Origin of the sequence: Streptomyces sp. HUAS 15-9, from assembly GCF_025642155.1 — a bacterium.
In the GTDB taxonomy this organism is placed as follows: Bacteria; Actinomycetota; Actinomycetes; order Streptomycetales; family Streptomycetaceae; genus Streptomyces.
On record NZ_CP106798.1, the window covers coordinates 3,009,926 to 3,024,520 of the forward strand.

At 67.5% G+C, this 14,595-nt stretch carries 14 protein-coding genes and 1 pseudogene; 7 read left to right on the forward strand and 8 right to left on the reverse strand.

Features of this window, described 5'->3' with window-relative positions; genetic code table 11:
* Positions 1-69: 69 nt before the first annotated feature.
* The 4 genes and pseudogenes from N8I87_RS13795 to N8I87_RS13810 form a co-directional block, all read left to right on the forward strand.
* A pseudogene (locus N8I87_RS13795) lies at positions 70-231 on the forward strand (IS30 family transposase); the annotation flags it as partial.
* Positions 232-278: 47 nt separating this feature from the next.
* The gene (locus N8I87_RS13800; protein WP_263208743.1) at positions 279-791 is read left to right on the forward strand and encodes an enoyl-CoA hydratase/isomerase family protein; all 513 of its coding nucleotides are present in this window, start codon (positions 279-281) and stop codon (positions 789-791) included.
* A gap of 67 nt (positions 792-858) precedes the next feature.
* The gene (locus tag N8I87_RS13805; protein WP_263208745.1) at positions 859-1,554 is read left to right on the forward strand and encodes a DUF899 domain-containing protein; all 696 of its coding nucleotides are present in this window, start codon (positions 859-861) and stop codon (positions 1,552-1,554) included.
* A gap of 385 nt (positions 1,555-1,939) precedes the next feature.
* Positions 1,940-3,241, forward strand: a complete 1,302-nt coding sequence (locus tag N8I87_RS13810; RefSeq protein ID WP_263208746.1) for a cytochrome P450 — start codon at positions 1,940-1,942, stop codon at positions 3,239-3,241.
* Between the two features lie 21 nt (positions 3,242-3,262).
* Here the strand turns inward: N8I87_RS13810 and N8I87_RS13815 are convergent, their stop codons facing one another.
* Both N8I87_RS13815 and N8I87_RS13820 read right to left on the reverse strand, forming a co-directional pair.
* Positions 3,263-3,820 (reverse strand): GNAT family N-acetyltransferase, encoded by a 558-nt coding sequence (locus N8I87_RS13815; RefSeq protein WP_263208748.1) that lies wholly within the window; start codon positions 3,818-3,820, stop codon positions 3,263-3,265.
* A gap of 47 nt (positions 3,821-3,867) precedes the next feature.
* Positions 3,868-4,713 (reverse strand): FkbM family methyltransferase, encoded by an 846-nt coding sequence (locus N8I87_RS13820; RefSeq protein WP_263208749.1) that lies wholly within the window; start codon positions 4,711-4,713, stop codon positions 3,868-3,870.
* Between the two features lie 479 nt (positions 4,714-5,192).
* Between N8I87_RS13820 and N8I87_RS13825 the strand changes: the two genes are divergently transcribed.
* Positions 5,193-6,812 (forward strand): recombinase family protein, encoded by a 1,620-nt coding sequence (locus tag N8I87_RS13825; RefSeq protein WP_263208751.1) that lies wholly within the window; start codon positions 5,193-5,195, stop codon positions 6,810-6,812.
* 219 nt (positions 6,813-7,031) lie between these two features.
* Here N8I87_RS13825 and N8I87_RS13830 read toward each other — a convergent pair whose 3' ends face one another.
* From N8I87_RS13830 to N8I87_RS13845, 4 genes are all read right to left on the reverse strand, one after another.
* The gene (locus N8I87_RS13830; protein ID WP_263216447.1) at positions 7,032-8,387 is read right to left on the reverse strand and encodes a replication initiator; all 1,356 of its coding nucleotides are present in this window, start codon (positions 8,385-8,387) and stop codon (positions 7,032-7,034) included.
* A gap of 297 nt (positions 8,388-8,684) precedes the next feature.
* Positions 8,685-8,882, reverse strand: a complete 198-nt coding sequence (locus N8I87_RS13835; RefSeq protein WP_263208753.1) for a hypothetical protein — start codon at positions 8,880-8,882, stop codon at positions 8,685-8,687.
* Positions 8,879-10,180, reverse strand: a complete 1,302-nt coding sequence (locus N8I87_RS13840; protein WP_263216449.1) for an FtsK/SpoIIIE domain-containing protein — start codon at positions 10,178-10,180, stop codon at positions 8,879-8,881. Before N8I87_RS13840 ends, N8I87_RS13835 begins: the two co-directional genes overlap by 4 nt.
* Positions 10,180-10,530: an SCO3933 family regulatory protein gene (locus tag N8I87_RS13845; protein ID WP_263208754.1), complete on the reverse strand. Its 351-nt coding sequence runs from the start codon at positions 10,528-10,530 to the stop codon at positions 10,180-10,182. Before N8I87_RS13845 ends, N8I87_RS13840 begins: the two co-directional genes overlap by 1 nt.
* A gap of 163 nt (positions 10,531-10,693) precedes the next feature.
* Between N8I87_RS13845 and N8I87_RS13850 the strand changes: the two genes are divergently transcribed.
* Complete coding sequence (locus tag N8I87_RS13850) at positions 10,694-11,473, forward strand: GntR family transcriptional regulator (protein WP_263208756.1); 780 nt, start codon at positions 10,694-10,696, stop codon at positions 11,471-11,473.
* Positions 11,474-11,841: 368 nt separating this feature from the next.
* Here N8I87_RS13850 and N8I87_RS13855 read toward each other — a convergent pair whose 3' ends face one another.
* Both N8I87_RS13855 and N8I87_RS13860 read right to left on the reverse strand, forming a co-directional pair.
* Complete coding sequence (locus N8I87_RS13855; RefSeq protein ID WP_263208758.1) at positions 11,842-12,138, reverse strand: hypothetical protein; 297 nt, start codon at positions 12,136-12,138, stop codon at positions 11,842-11,844.
* Positions 12,139-12,457: 319 nt separating this feature from the next.
* Positions 12,458-13,015: an ATP-binding protein gene (locus N8I87_RS13860; RefSeq protein ID WP_263208760.1), complete on the reverse strand. Its 558-nt coding sequence runs from the start codon at positions 13,013-13,015 to the stop codon at positions 12,458-12,460.
* A gap of 197 nt (positions 13,016-13,212) precedes the next feature.
* Here N8I87_RS13860 and N8I87_RS13865 point away from each other — a divergent pair, with 197 nt between their 5' ends.
* Complete coding sequence (locus tag N8I87_RS13865) at positions 13,213-14,595, forward strand: NsdA family TPR-like regulatory protein (protein ID WP_263208762.1); 1,383 nt, start codon at positions 13,213-13,215, stop codon at positions 14,593-14,595.

A 14,595-nucleotide genomic window follows, 5' to 3' on the forward strand; every position in this document is an offset into this window, starting at 1 on the left:
ACCCGACCGAGCCCCCTCCCGCCACTTCCGTTCCAGTGGTCGTTGCAACACCCCAGTTCAGGGGATGCGATGTCCTTCGAGATTCGGCCCACCAAGCAGTATTCCGGGAGCAAGCTGAGCCGGGAGCGGCAGGAATACTTCCGGCTCATGAAGCTGGGCTACGGCAACAAGGAGGCGAGCAGGCTCGTCGGCGTCAATCCTCGGACCGGTCGTGAGTGGCGCAACGGCCGGCCCGGGGACGCAAAAGGCGCCCGAGGCCACTCGCGCACATCGCGCAGGTGACCTCGGGCGCCTCTTCGCGCAACGAACTCGCCCTGGCGTGCGACATGATCTTCGCCGCGCGCGAGAACGCGGTCTTCGGGCAGTTCGAGTGCGGCACCGGCGCCCTGCCCGGTGCCGGCGGAGTACAGCACCTGGCCCGGCGGCTGGGCAGAACGCGCGCCATCGAAGCCATCACCGGCGCCGACGACTTCGACGCCGACCTCGCCGAACGCTACGGCTGGATCAACCGCGCCCTGCCCGACGCCGAACTGGACGCCTTCGTCGAGCGCCTGGCCAAGCGCATCGCCGGCTTCCCGCCCACGGGTGTCAAGGCGGCCAAGCGCGCCGTCAACAACCTCACGCTGCCCAACCGGGCGAACGTCCGCTCCGACTCGGCCACGTTTCTCGGCCTGGTCGCACTGCCCGAAACCCGCGAACGGCTGGACTACCTGGCCGACCGAGGCCTCCAGACCCCGGGCGCCCTCGAACGCGACCTGCGCAAGGCGGTGGCGGAGTCAGGGCACCGATGAGTTCCAGATCCTTACGGGGTCTACCTCTGCACAAGCGACAGCCGCGCACGAGCTCTGTGAGGGAAACATGACCACCCACGCACTACCACCCGTCGTAGACACCGCGACCTGGGAGCGCGGCCTCGAGGCACTGCGCGCCCGGGAGAAGGCCGCGACACGGGAGCTTGACGCCATCGCCGCCGAGCGTCGTCGCCTGCCGATGGTCGAGATGCCCGAGTACACCCTCGAAGGTGCGGACGGCCCCGTCCGGCTGGCGGACGTCTTCGAAGGCAAGCGGCAACTGATCGTCTACAACCACATGTGGTTCCCCGGCAAGGAATGGCAGTGCCCGGGCTGCACGGGGTTCACCTCGCAGTACACCCGCCTGGAGTTCCTGGACAACTACGATGCGCGGTTCGTCATCGTCACCCAGGGCCCGATCGACGAGGCACTCGCCTACAAGCAGCGGGTCGGCAACCGGATGACCTGGTACTCGACGGCCGACAGCCCGTTCGGGACGGACGTCGGCGCACCGCCCGACGGGGGATTCGCGGTCAACGTGTTCCTGCGCGACGGCGACACCGTCTATCGCACGTGGCACACCAACGGCCGGGGTACCGAGCAGCTCAGTCACACCTTCGCGCTGATCGATGTCCTGCCGTACGGACGGCAGGAGGAATGGCAGGACTCACCCGAGGGCTGGCCCCAGTCGCCCACCTACAGCCGATGGGCAACGTCCAAGGACATCGCCGCGCTCTACGGCTCGGGTTCCGGCGGCCACTGAGCTCCCGACGGCCCAGGGCACCGGCCGCCGCCGGCCAGTCATCGAGACCGGTCGGCCGGGGGGTCCCTCATACGGTGATCAGGGTTGAATGTCTGCGACCGATGCCCTATATCACGTATACGCCGAATGTGGCAACATTGCATATGTGGCATTTGGTGCTGAAGACAGGCGAGAGGAGTGCATGATGATCGCCAAGCTGCTCTGCAAGCTGTCCTTCACCCGCCACTACGGCGCGTACGGGGCCCACGAGTGGGATGCGTACGCCGGCGACGACGGGGTCTGACCGCACTACCGGCGGGCGCCCCCGGGGCACCCGCCGACTCCCAGCCACGCTCCCGACGGTATCGGCCTGGACAAGACAGGTACGAGAGCCAGGGACGATCTCATGGGCCGAATGAATGAGCCGCCGCGGTTGCCCGAAGGCAGCTTCGCCGCCTGGAGCCGCGACCGGCTGGCAGTGGCGCGCCGTGGCGCCGAGGAGTGCGGGGACGTCTGGCAGCTGGAGCCAGGTGTCTACGTGGCCGCTACGGCCGGGCCGTGTGAAGCGGTCCTGCACCGCGCGCAGGACTTCCCCAAGGCACCCTCGCCTCTCTTCCCGCCCTTGAAACGGTCGAGCGGAGCACCGACGCCCGAGGAGCGTTCCCACGCTCACGCCGCCCGCATGCGCGGACTGCGACCGCAGACGGTTGCGGCCCGGATCGGTGAGATCGCGCCCAGGACCGATCTCTTTGCCGACCAGTGGCCCACGGACCAGGACGTCGAGATTCTGCCCCCGGTCCGGCACGCCCTGGCAGAGATCGGGGTGAGCTTTCTCTACTCCGAAGACGCTCCCACCCTGCTGCCCTTCGCCGCACAGCTCTTCCTTGCCCGGGAGGTGCTCGTACGCCCCTCACGCTGGGCATGGCCGCGCTGGATCCCCACACCGGCACGGCGGTTCCGCACACAGCAGCAAGTCGCCTTCACCGACGCTCTGCGGCCCATCATCCGCCGGCGCCGTTCATCGGGCCGACTCGGTGACGACGTGCTGGGGCTGATGCTCCAGCCCTCTCCCCGCTACGGCCTGCTGCCGGAAGAGGCCGTCCTCGACACTCTCCCCGCAATCACGGTCGCCACCTTCGAGACACCTACCCGGGCAGCCGGATGGATCCTGCTCCACCTGGCCCGGTACCCCCAGGCAGCGAGCCGCGTCGCGGCCGAAGCCGCCCTGCTGCCGGCGGACCCGGCCGCGACGACCAGCGCCCACCTCGACAGCCTGCACTACACCGAGGCACTGGTACGCGAGGTGCTCCGGCTGTACCCCCCGAGCTGGCTGCTGACCCGGCGCGCCACGCGACAGACCGAGCTCGCCGACTACACCATCGACGCCGGATCCACCGTTCTCGTCTGCCCCTACACCGCCCACCGCGACGCACGGGAACACAGCGAGCCGGACGAGTTCCAGCCCGAGCGCTGGCTCGAAGATCCGGACTCACCGGCGAAACCCGGGGTCTTCCTCTCCTTCGGTACCGGCCCGCACGGCTGCGAAGGAGCCGCTCTGGCCATGGCGATGCTGACGCTCCTGACCGCGCAGACCGCCCGCCGCTACCACTTGAGCGAGCCGGCCGGACCGGAACCCAGCTACCAGGTCGCCACCTTCGAAGGTCTCGCAACCGTCGGCCTGCGCCTGCGTGCCACCGTGCGCAGCTGAGGGCGCGCTCGGACGGACGGCTCATGGTTCGCTCATCGTGTGTCGCTGGTCGAACTCGTCGGCGAGCATGCCCATCATGACGAGGTCGTGGTGCCGACCGGCGAAGAAGACGTGTTCCCGCAGGCACCCCTCCTCGGTGAAGCCGAGCCGGCGGAAAAGCGCCAGCGACGCCATGTTGTGGGCGAAGATCGCTGCCAGGCATTTGTGATAGCGCCGCTCGGCAAACATGAAGCGCAGCAGCAGCACCAGGGCTTCTGTCGCGTAGCCCTTGCGCCGGTGGTCGGCACCGATCGTGACATCACACTCGAACCAGCCTGAACGAGGGCCGGTGCGATGCGAGCCGACTGTGCCGACCAGCTCTCCCCCGACCGTCGTTTCGACTGCCAGCCGGAAGCGGTCGTCATCACACTCGGCGACGGCTTGCTCCTTCGCCCAGGCACGGTAGCTCTCGGCGGACCGGGGTAGATCCAGCCGGCTTTCTCGCCGCCCGTCATCGTCGGCGAAGCGCGCGAACGCCGCCCAGTCGTCGGGCTCGATGGCGCGTAGGCGTACCCGATGGCCGGTCCAGGACGATGCCATGCCCAATTTGATCACGCTGCTGCGCGCGCGACCACTCACAGCGGGCGTCAGGGCCTGACCGCGAACACCATGCCGATGTCACCGGCCTGCTGCACCGGGTCCTGCTCGGTGCTGACTGTGAAGCCGTGCGTGAGGAGGACCTCGCAGACCGTGTCGCGGTTCTGCTGCCAGCGCTCCACCTCGACGACGGCCTGACGGACCAGTGGCCAATGCCGTTCCTCGATACCGCTGAGCACATCGAGTTCGGCGCCTTCCACATCGACCTTCAGCAGGTCGATACGGTCGATGCCCTGCTCGTCGAGCACTGATGACAGGGGCCTGACCTTCACCCGGTGCGTCTCGAGCCGCCGCATCACCCGGAGCTTGCGGCCGACGAGAAGAGTGAGGACGGGCGCGGGTACGCGGCGCAGGACCGGTCCCAGGCCGCCCTGACGGATCATCTCGACGACGCTGGCGGTGACCCTACGCCGCTCGGCCTCGATGTTCCCCTGATCCCGCGAGGAGGACGAGAAGATCGTGGCGGCCGGAACGTAACTGAAATCGAGCTCGTCGTCACGGGACGCCAGGCCATAAGGGAGCGCGGTCAGACGTCCGTTGAAGAATTCGCGAGCATTGCGTTCGAGCGTCGCGTGCAGTGGCGGCACCGGCTCGAAGGCGTAGATCCGTACGTCCCCGTCCAGCCGCTCATAGACGGCCGCCGAGAACACACCGATGTTGGCACCCACGTCGAGCACCGTCGCGCCCGGCGCGCACTCGACGCCGTGGGCGAAGTAGCCGCCCACCTCCTCACGCAGGAAGGACGCCTCCCAACGATTGATACTGTGCAGTTCAATCGCACTCATGGCCATGACAAGTTGATGTATCAGGCTTGGAGTCAACAATCCAGCCCGCACGCTTCACTTCGCCCGCCGGCGCCCCTGATCCACAGGGGCGTCGGCGGGTGAAGACACGAAGCTCGGCGCGCGTGGCCACTCCCGCGCAGCGGGCGTGCCATCCCGCCGCGGACGCTGTATTCATCACATACCGGCCATATGGCCACCGGTGAGCCCCGGAGCCGGAGCCGGCACGCAGAAAACCTCCAGACGAGCAGGTACGCAACAGTGAAAGCGACCATGCGCCTCGACCGGTGCACGGTGATGGTGCGTGCATACACCGCAGCGACGGGCGCCGTGGAGGGGTTCGAGCGTCAGCGTTCCACAGGCGCGCACCGAAAGCGGAAGGGCCCCTGCGTTCCCTACTGCGCACGAGGCCCGACCAGCTACTTGTTGACCACAGTCAAAGGCAGGAGCTTCTTACCCGTCGGACCCACCTGGATGTTCGTGTCCATGGCGGGCCATACTCCAACGAAGCCATATCCGCTACGGTGCTGGTCATGGCGAAGCGAACGAGGACGCGCACAGCAACTGATCGCGCACAGTACTCAGTTGAGGCCGAGTGGACCGGGGCGGACTTAGCGCTCTTGGAGGAGCTGAAAAGGGCCGACGCGCTCTTACCCGACGACGCCCCACGAGCCCTGTTGTCCGTACGACTGTCCGTGCTCACTGACGACACGACGTCACCCGTCCGGCAGGAACTCGACCTCCGGAAGCTGGCCCTGGACCGCGGCAGCCGAGTCGTCGGCGTGGCCAGCGATCTGAACGTGTCAGCCACGAAGGTTCCGCCGTGGAAGCGCAAGGAACTCGGCGACTGGCTGAACAACAGGGCACCAGAGTTCGATGAGATCCTTTTCTGGAAGCTGGACCGCTTCGTACGGCGGCTCAGTGACCTCAGCACCATGATCGACTGGTGCCTGAAGTACGGGAAGAACCTCGTCTCCAAGAATGACTCGATCGACCTGACCACCACGGCCGGGAAGATCATGGTCACGATCATCGGTGGCATCGCCGAGATCGAGGCGGCCAACACGAGCACGCGCGTCGCCAGTCTGTGGAACTACGTCAAGACACAGACTGACTGGCTTGTGGGTAAGCCCGCATACGGCTACGCGACGGCGGAGAACGAGGACGGCAGGGTTGTTCTCGTCATCGACCAGGATGCGTACCGGGCACTGCATTGGTGCCGCAAGGCCGCTATGAGGCCGAAGCCCGCTTCTGCACGTCGCATGGTCAAGGTGCTCGTACGAGCCGGCGTCTGCGGACCGGGGCTGACCGCGTCGACGATGCTCCGACGCCTCAGGAACCCAGCACTCATGGGCTACCGCGTAGAAGAAGAGAAGAACGGGGGCCTGCGCCGCTCGAAGATGGTCCTCGGTAGCGACGCTCAGCCCATCCGGGTGGCCGATCCGATCTTCAGCGAGGAAGAGTACGACAGCCTTCAGAAGGCCCTGGATCGCAGAGCCAAGGACCAGCCCACGCGGCGTCCCGGTGGCGCGACGAAGTTCCTCGGTGTGCTGATCTGCCACGACTGTCGCTCGAACATGACCGTGCAGAAGAATCGGGTCAATGAACGGACCTATGCGTACTTGCGGTGCGGCAAATGCAAGGCCGGAGGCCACGGCGCCCCTAACCCCTATGAGATCTACGACAAACTCGTGGCCGACGTTCTGACAGTCCTGGGCGACGAGCCGGTCATGACACGCGAGTACAGACAGGGCGCCGACGCCCGCAAGGAACTACAGCGGCTGGAACAGTCAATCAGCTACTACATGACGGGCTTGGAGCCCGGAGGCCGATTCACGAAGACCCGCTTCACCAAAGAGAAGGCTGAGAAGACACTGGACGACCTCATCAAGCAGTTGGAGGCCATCGACCCGGAGTCCACGAAGGACCGATGGGTAGCCGTGCACCACGGCAAGACCTTCCGGCAGCACTGGGAAGAGGGCGGAATAGAGGCCATGGCCGCCGATCTACTCAGGGTCGGCGTCAAGTGCGTGATCAAGCGGAGCAAAATGAAGGGCGTTCGCGCCCCACAAATCCACATGAAGCTCATGATCCCTAGGGACGTGCGCGACCGGCTGATCCTCAAAGAGGACGACTTCGCTGAGGCGTTCTGATCGCTGCTGGTCGGCAAACGAACGGAGCCGCCCATCCAGCGACTGGGTGGGCGTCTCGACGTCACGAGAACCACGACGCAGGGTCAAACGGCTCTTCCGTTCCATCATCGTCAACGATCACAATTTCGCTCTGGATCAGGGGCATCTGTCTGTCGTCGGAGCGCTGGAGATACAACGCACGCTGAGGCTGCTGCGAGTCACGTTCAGGCAGAGCAGCTATCAGCACCACTCCCCCTCTTGCACCGTGGCCAGGGCCAACCGCCGGGACTCCGCAAGGTCCTCTGCGATGCCAGCAGCAATGAGTGCTGCGCCGGGGGTGTGGCCGCAGCCGACGTAGCGCCACTGTCGTTCGGTGATTGCGTCGGGTAGGTCGGTGTGGCCCTGATGGTGGGCACGGTCAGCTCGGAGTGCTGCGTAGGTGGTGGAGTAGGCGCGGGACTTGGTGAGGATGTGGCCCCGGTAGCCGAGGGTGTGTACCCAGTTCCTCAACCGTAGGTGTCCGTATTCGGGAAGCCCGCCGAGGCGCCAGCAGGTGCACATGAGGACGCGGACATGTGGGCTGACGGGCACCCTGCCGATGTCGTCCCAGGTGGTGAGCCGGTGGTCGGTGCCGGCGCCTGTCTCGCTCGCGCCTTTGGTGACGTACTTGGCCACGTACGCGGCCACCGCATCGTCGTCAGGTCCGTCACCGTCGGCGCGCAGCGGCCGGGCATCGATCTGAGCGCCCCAGCGCAAGGCCTGCTCACCCACGACCAGGCTGTAGGGGGCGCAGACCAGAACCCGCCGGGCGGAGTCCCGCACAGCGTCGATGAGCAGGTCCGCAGTGCCCCAGGCCGGGGGTTCATCGTCGGGTCCGTTCGGGCCGTCGAGGCGTACGACGGCGTGCACGTGGACGGCCGCCCGCTTCTGGTACTCGGCGACGCGGGCGAAGGACAGCCGGGCGTGCCGGGCGAAGTGGGACTGCACGAGGCCGACCGAGGAGGCGATGCGTCGGCGGACGTCGATGACGAACCGGTCCCACAGCTGCGAGGCGTGCGCGTGCCACAACACATGGCCCGTGTAGTCGTAGCAGTCGGGGCAGAGCGGTTGTCCGACGACCGGCGCGTCCAGGGCGTGCACGGCACCGCAGCAAAGGGGGCGTCCGTGTTCACACGTTCCGCCGTCGCGGCGGGGACGGCACTTTTCCCCAGACTTGTGGACGGGCCCGAAGGACGGGGCGGTAAGGGTGACGAAGAGCCGCGGGCGGTGGCGGACCGAGTCAGGGACGTTCTTACCGCCGAGGAGGCCCGCACGGACGAGGTGGAAGGTATCTCCGGCGTGGAGGCGGGAGCAGGCTGGGCAGACGGTTGCGCGGCGGTTGCGGCAGCGGACAAGGAGGCGTTCGCCGGGTTCGTCCCGGGTGTCGTAGTGGTGGAGGATCTCGCCGGTTGTGCCGTCCAGGGTGGTGGTCGATCCGGAGAGGTGGACGGGGTGGGCGCAGCCGCCGGTTGCGGTGATCTGCTCCAGCCAGCGGGGGAAGTCGGGGTCTTGGGCGAGGCGTATTGCGTCGCGGTCTGCTTCGGGGAGCTGGCGCAGGCGCGCCGCGCGGTCGAGGGCGGCGCGCCTGTCAGCCGGGGTGAGCTCGGGGGTGATGGTGGTGACCTTCCGGGGTGGGCCGCCGAAGCGGCACGGTGGGTGGGTGGTGGTGCGCCGTGGGTCATGGGGATCACCTCCGGTGTGCGGTCGGGTGGGTTGGGGGTTCAGCGGATGGTTCCGGTGCCCCGGCAGACGCGGCAGCGCCGCACTCGGCCGGTCCAGGTCTTGCGGGCTCCGTCGCCCTTGCACTGGGGGCACCTCACGCGAGGCATGGGCATAGCCGTGCGTCCTTCCTGATCAGAAGTGGGCGAAACCGCTGAGAATCCAGGTCATGAAGCCGTTGATCATGAGGCTGACCGGGGTCTGGCCGAGGTACATGCCGAACAGGGCGATGCAGGCCGCCTCCCAGCTCCGCACGTCGCGGGAGCGGACGAGGAGGAAGGTGATGATCCCGAAGACCACCACGAGGGACACGGCTGTACCGGTGCTGATCACTTGTCGTCTCCTTCCGGCACCGCGAGCGCACGGTTTATGGCGGGCAGTTGGGAGGTCAGTGCGGCGTACTTCCTCGTGGTCGCGACGGCTTCATCCGTGGGGGTGAGGTGGGAGCGGGCGCGGCTCCATCCGCCGTCCGGTCCGGTGCACACAGCCACGCCCCGCTCTTGCGCGGTGATCGACTGGGCGACGGCCACGGCATCCTTGTTCAGGTCGCCCAAGGTCATCTCGGCCGTGCCGGGGTCGTTGACCCGGTGGCAGATCCGGCCGCCGAGCTGCGCCCGCAGGGCGGTGACGCCGGGGCCGAGGTCGGAGCCGACCCGCTGGCCGGCCACGACCAGGTGGATGCCGAGCGCTGCCCCGAGCTGCGCCAGGCGGAGGAGGAGCGTGGAGCACTGCTCCGCTTCCGCCTTGCCTTCGCGGGTGCCGTCGGACAGGTACAGTTCCGCGATCTCGTCGACGATCACGACGACCGGCACCGGCCGCAGCTTGTCCGGGAGCTCCCAGATCGAGCGCACTCCGGCCGACCGGCACGCAGCCATCCGGTCCTGCATGTCGGCCACCAGCGCCGAGAGCACCGCGACAGCCTCACGTCGGCAGGTGGCCAGCGCGCTCAGCCGTCCGGTGAACAGGCCGAGTTCCATGCCGCCCTTGCAGTCGATGCCGACCAGGGCGACCCGCTGGGTGGCTAGTTGGGTGATCAGCCGCGCCAGCAGGGTGGACTTTCCGGAGCGTGTGGCCCCGACGATGAGCCAGTGGGGTACGAGCCGCAGGTGCATCACCCAGGCGCCGCCGCTCTCCAGGACGCCGATGAGCGCGGAGAGGAGTTCGGCCGGAGCCGTGGCTAAGCCCGGCCGCTCCAGCGGATCCGTCGCCGTGGCGGTCAGCAGCACGAGCCCACGTTCCGGTGAGGTGACCCGGACGGCGTGGACCTTCCACGCGTGCACCAGAGCGTCCGCCGCCTTCATGTACGTCGCGGGGGTCTGGCCTGCGTGCAGCCGTACAGTCGCGGTCAGCCCGAGGCGGTTCGCCTTGGGGAAGGACAGCCGCGGAGTCACCGGCCGCAGCGGATCGCCCTTGACCACCAGGTCCCCGAGCAGTCCGCGCGGCGGGCGGTGGGAGACGGCCAGGTCGTTCAGCAGGGCGACCTTGCGCCAGGTCAGCAGCACCCGGAACGTGGTGGCCGGGTAGCCGATCAGGTACCAGTGCCAGGCCGGACGGTGCCGGCGCACCAGGTCGCCGACGACGAGCAGCCAGGCCGCTGCGGCGAGCGCGAAGGCGAGCAGGATCGGCCCCATCACGCGTCACCGCCCTTCGCGTGCGCCGCCGGGCCGCCGTGCACGGGGGTGATGGCGTCGGCGCGGAAGCTGACGCCGTGCCGCTCACCCATCGACCACATGAACGCCGTCAGCCCGGTGACCTTGACGATCTGCCCTTCCTCGATGCCCTTGGGCTGGCCGCTGACGGCGATCTCGATGACGGAAATCCGCCGCCCGTCCTGCCGCACCGTGACGGCCACGGTCCAGACCGGGTTACCGTCCCGGTCCCTCTTCACCTCCTGTGTCTCGGAGTTGGTGATCTTCGCTTCAGGCGCGATGGCGCACCGCAGTACGCCCAGCCGCGCCGTGTCCACGGGAATGGACTGCATTTCCTTGGCCTCCCTGGCCACTCACGACGCCAGACTCAACCTGACGTCACTTGTCCTAACGAGTTAGGACTATGGAGCCCTGTACGACGGGAGTGCAACTACTTATGCTGACGAGTGATGTCGCGCGTGCGACGTGCCTACGACCCCACCCGGAGATGCCGAGATGTCAGAGATCCAGCGCCCCGGAGCCCTCTACCAGCAGGTGGCCGCCGCGATCCGCGAAGCGATCCTGTCCGGCGAGTTCCCGCCCGACTCCCTGCTCCCGTCCGAAGCCCAACTGATGGCCCGCTACGGGGTATCGCGCCCCACCGTCCGCAACGCCATCGCCGCACTGCGCGCGGAGGGGCTGATCGATGTCCGGCACGGCAAGGGCAGCTTCGTACGCTCCGACGGACAGCCCGCCCTCACCATCGAGCGCCGCATCAGCCGCACCAACGACGGCCGGTTCGTCATGCCCAACGGCGACATCTGGCAGGAGGCCGAGGAGCCGAGCACCTACCGGACCCGCACCACCAAGACCACCGGCCGACTCCTCCAACTCGACGAGGAAGAAGCGCTGTTCGGGTGTGACCGGCTGCTCGTCGACCCGAACACCGGGACGCGGGCTATGCACCGCACCCTGATCCCCTTCGAGGTCGCCGAAGCCGTGCCACTGCTCGCGGAGGAGCCGTGCAAGCGACCGGCCGCGATCTACCGGCTGCTCACCCAGGACGGTCGCGCCCTGTCGTGGACCGAGACGGTACGCGCACACATGCCGCTGCCCGACGAACGGACCACGCTCCAGCTCCCCGACGCGACCCCGGTCCTGCACGTCGCCCGCGTCGCGCACGGCACCGACGACCGGCCCCTGATCCTCGAAGAACTCCGCTTCGGCGCGGACCGTGCCGAACTCGCCTACCAGATCACCGCCGACAAAGAGCCGACGCGACGCGCAAGCGCCTGAGCAGCAACGGGCATCGGTCGAAACCGCCTTCACTTCCTCAAGGGCGCGCCTCCGGCGCGCCGGGACGCCCGGCCGCCCCGGCCGGGCGTGCGGCGTGACCGCCGGTCCCGTCCGGACGGCCAACGCCCCACACCACAGCACGCCCGAGGAAACGAGGTGACGACCGGCCGTCAGCTCCAAGCCGCAGGCCGTGTGGGCCTTGTCCAGCATTAACAGGCAGGCATGGTTGCTGCCGGTGGGCGGCTGAGCGAGGCATACGCGCGCCAGCCCGTTCGTCACACCGCATCGTCGTGGCTGACTGTCTGTGGCCGAGGCATCAGGCGCGGACGGACATGAGCCGGCGGGGCGAACCCCAGCAGCGAGCCCGCTCACGCGGCACCACCGTGACCATGCGCGTGTCCCTCCAGGAACCGGGCGAGCCGCTCCACCGCGCCGGGCCAACCCGCCAGCCGTACGACACCGCGCCCGTCCTCGTTCGTCGAGGCGGCGGCCCGTACGGCGGACAACTCGAAGCCCGCGCCCAGGAGCGCCCGATTCAAGCGGTCGGCAGCCTCGCGCGCTTCACGCCATCCCGTGATGTAGTCGACGCCGGACACCCACAGACCCGAGTCCGCGCCCGGCATGTCGAGACCGTCACTCAGCCAGCCCTCACCCGAACCAGTCACGTTTCCCACCTCTGCCCTGATCTCGTAACGGATCGTCAACTTCCTTGGACCAGGGTCGGAATGCAGCACGACGGCCCCGGTACCATCAGGCACCGGGAACCGTCGCGTTCCCAGCCGGGTCACCCTTCGCTTTCCAGGGCAGATGGGGTGGCCCGGCCTATAGGGGATGTGAAGCGCGGCCCCTCACGCGGGAGGGGAGCCCCCGGACGTCCGAGAGGCCGCGCCCCTGCGGCCGGAGTGGTCGAACTCCGGCCAGTGACCGGGTCGCCGCCCGCTCCCGATCGCGAGGGAGCAGAGCAGGGCAGCGACCCGGCGTCTGTCAGGCCGAGTAGTCGGCCCTTGACTGGTCAAGATCGAAGCGGGCCCACACGGTCTTGCCGCCCCGTTCGTCCGGCGTCCACCAAAGAGCAGTGGCCAACCGCTGAACGATGAGCAGGCCCCGGCCGGTATCCGGCAACACCGCCTCGGACAGTTCTCCCATCAGACCCGCAGAGAACGTCTCACCTGCCGGAAGCAGCGGGGGTGTCGAGTCCTCATCAGCAACCCCGATGAAGAGCCACTTCGGATACTTCTTGAATTTCACGTCGATGCGCCGACAAGAGCCAGGTAGCGCCCGACAGCGATCCGGCACCGCGTGGTTCACCACATTCCCGACCAGTTCCGAGACCACAAGCCGGGCGTCGTCCACGATCTCACCAGCGTTGGCGCCCCGAAGGAACACAGCCGTCATGTCACGTGCGACGCGTGCCGTGTCCCTCAACTCGGCGAAGAGCGTGAGCGTCAGGAAGTGCCCGTCGGAGGACAGATCCGGCGCCACGAACCAGTGAGCGTAAGCGTCTAGCTCACCGTCGTAGTGCTTGAGTTCCTCCGCATTCATCACGTCCCCTTCCGAGTCTCTGACACCGGTTGCTGCACGCAAGTCAGTACACGGCGCCAGGCCCGTGACCGGGAGCGTTCACCAGGGGGTTCACGTGAACACCGGCAAAGGCAAAGGGGGTTCATGAATGAACCCCCGGGGCGGCACTCCTGTGACACGATGAATACTCGCCGTCATTCTCGGGTTGGCAGGGGAGCATGAGCCGAGAGCCAAACGCGCAGTTGATCGCAGTCATGGACGAAGCGAAGGTCTCGCACAAGGGCCTTGCGAAACGTATGGCGGAAGAGGCCAACCGGCGTGGCCTCGAACAAGGTGCGGGGACGACGCACATCTCCGTGGGGCGATGGCGAGCAGGCGCAGGCATCCGGCCGGAGACAGCAGCACTCATGGCAGACGTGCTCTCCGCCAAACTCGGACGCCGCATCACGCCAGGCGACCTAGGCTTCTTCGACCACACCACTGCGACGGCACCCGAGCCGATCGGCTACCCGAGCACTGTTCCCGATGTTCTGTCCGTACTCGACGGACTCACCCACGAGCATGCCGACACTCCCGGGTCGGACAAATTGATCATCGCGGACGCCGATCTCAGCTCTGCCGTCCTCTCATGGATGATCGCCCGCCCCGATGGCGTCCACGCCGACAGCGCCGCTCCCCAACGAGTCGGCATGCGGGATGTCCGTGCGATCAGGGAAGCCGCAGGCTTGTTCATGCAACTCGACTTCAAGTACGGCGGAGGCCATGGTCACAAGGCACTTCGCCACTACTTCCGCGAAGACGTACTGCCCCTGCTGAACGCGAGCTACAGCGAAAAGGTAGGCAACGCGTTATTCGGCGCCGCCGCTGAAATCTCCCAGTTGCTGGCATGGACCGCCTACGACGTCGGCAACCACCGGCTTGCCCACCGCTACCTGACATCGACACTGCGCCTGTCCCAGGTCATCGACGACCGCATGTTCGGCGCCCGCATCCTCGGCAACCTCAGCCACCAGGCCAACTACCTCGGCAACCACGCCCAGGCTATCCAGCTGGCCCGCGCAGCCGTCGAGGGCGCCAAGGGCCGAGCCACCCCACGCGCTATGGCGAACTACTCGGCCATGGAGGCCCGCGCCCTGTCCAACGCAGGCGACCATGCCAGAGCAGGCCGCGCGATGAACGAGGCGGAACGCCACTTCGAGCACGCCGACACCTCCGACGACCCCGCATGGCTGAGCTACTTCGACGAAGCGGAACTCATGGGTGAACTGTGCCACTGCTTCCGCGACCTCAAGATGCGCCGGGAAGCCGTCCTACAGGCCCAACGAGCCGTCGACAGCACCGACCCGAAGTACGCCCGCACCCTCGGCTTCTGCCGCATGGTGCTCGCCCAGAGCCAGCTACTTAACAGCGAACTGGAAGCCGCCGTGACCACCGCGAGCCTCGCAGTCGACGGCGGCGACTCCCTACAGTCCACCCGCTTCCAGCGCTACGTGACCGACTTCCAGAACCAAGTCAGTGTTCATGCGGCGAACCCCGTCGTGGCCACCTTCAACGAGAAGGTGCAGGACGCACTCACCCGCCTGGACGAGGACGACGAGTAG

Coding starts and splice junctions, on each gene's coding strand:
- N8I87_RS13805 (WP_263208745.1), top strand. CDS start 859: ATGACCACCCACGCACTACCACCCGTCGTAGACACCGCGACCTGGGAG.
- N8I87_RS13810 (WP_263208746.1), top strand. CDS start 1,940: ATGGGCCGAATGAATGAGCCGCCGCGGTTGCCCGAAGGCAGCTTCGCC.
- N8I87_RS13815 (WP_263208748.1), bottom strand. CDS start 3,820: ATGGCATCGTCCTGGACCGGCCATCGGGTACGCCTACGCGCCATCGAG.
- N8I87_RS13825 (WP_263208751.1), top strand. CDS start 5,193: ATGGCGAAGCGAACGAGGACGCGCACAGCAACTGATCGCGCACAGTAC.
- N8I87_RS13840 (WP_263216449.1), bottom strand. CDS start 10,180: ATGGGGCCGATCCTGCTCGCCTTCGCGCTCGCCGCAGCGGCCTGGCTG.
- N8I87_RS13845 (WP_263208754.1), bottom strand. CDS start 10,530: ATGCAGTCCATTCCCGTGGACACGGCGCGGCTGGGCGTACTGCGGTGC.
- N8I87_RS13850 (WP_263208756.1), top strand. CDS start 10,694: ATGTCAGAGATCCAGCGCCCCGGAGCCCTCTACCAGCAGGTGGCCGCC.
- N8I87_RS13860 (WP_263208760.1), bottom strand. CDS start 13,015: ATGAATGCGGAGGAACTCAAGCACTACGACGGTGAGCTAGACGCTTAC.
- N8I87_RS13865 (WP_263208762.1), top strand. CDS start 13,213: ATGAGCCGAGAGCCAAACGCGCAGTTGATCGCAGTCATGGACGAAGCG.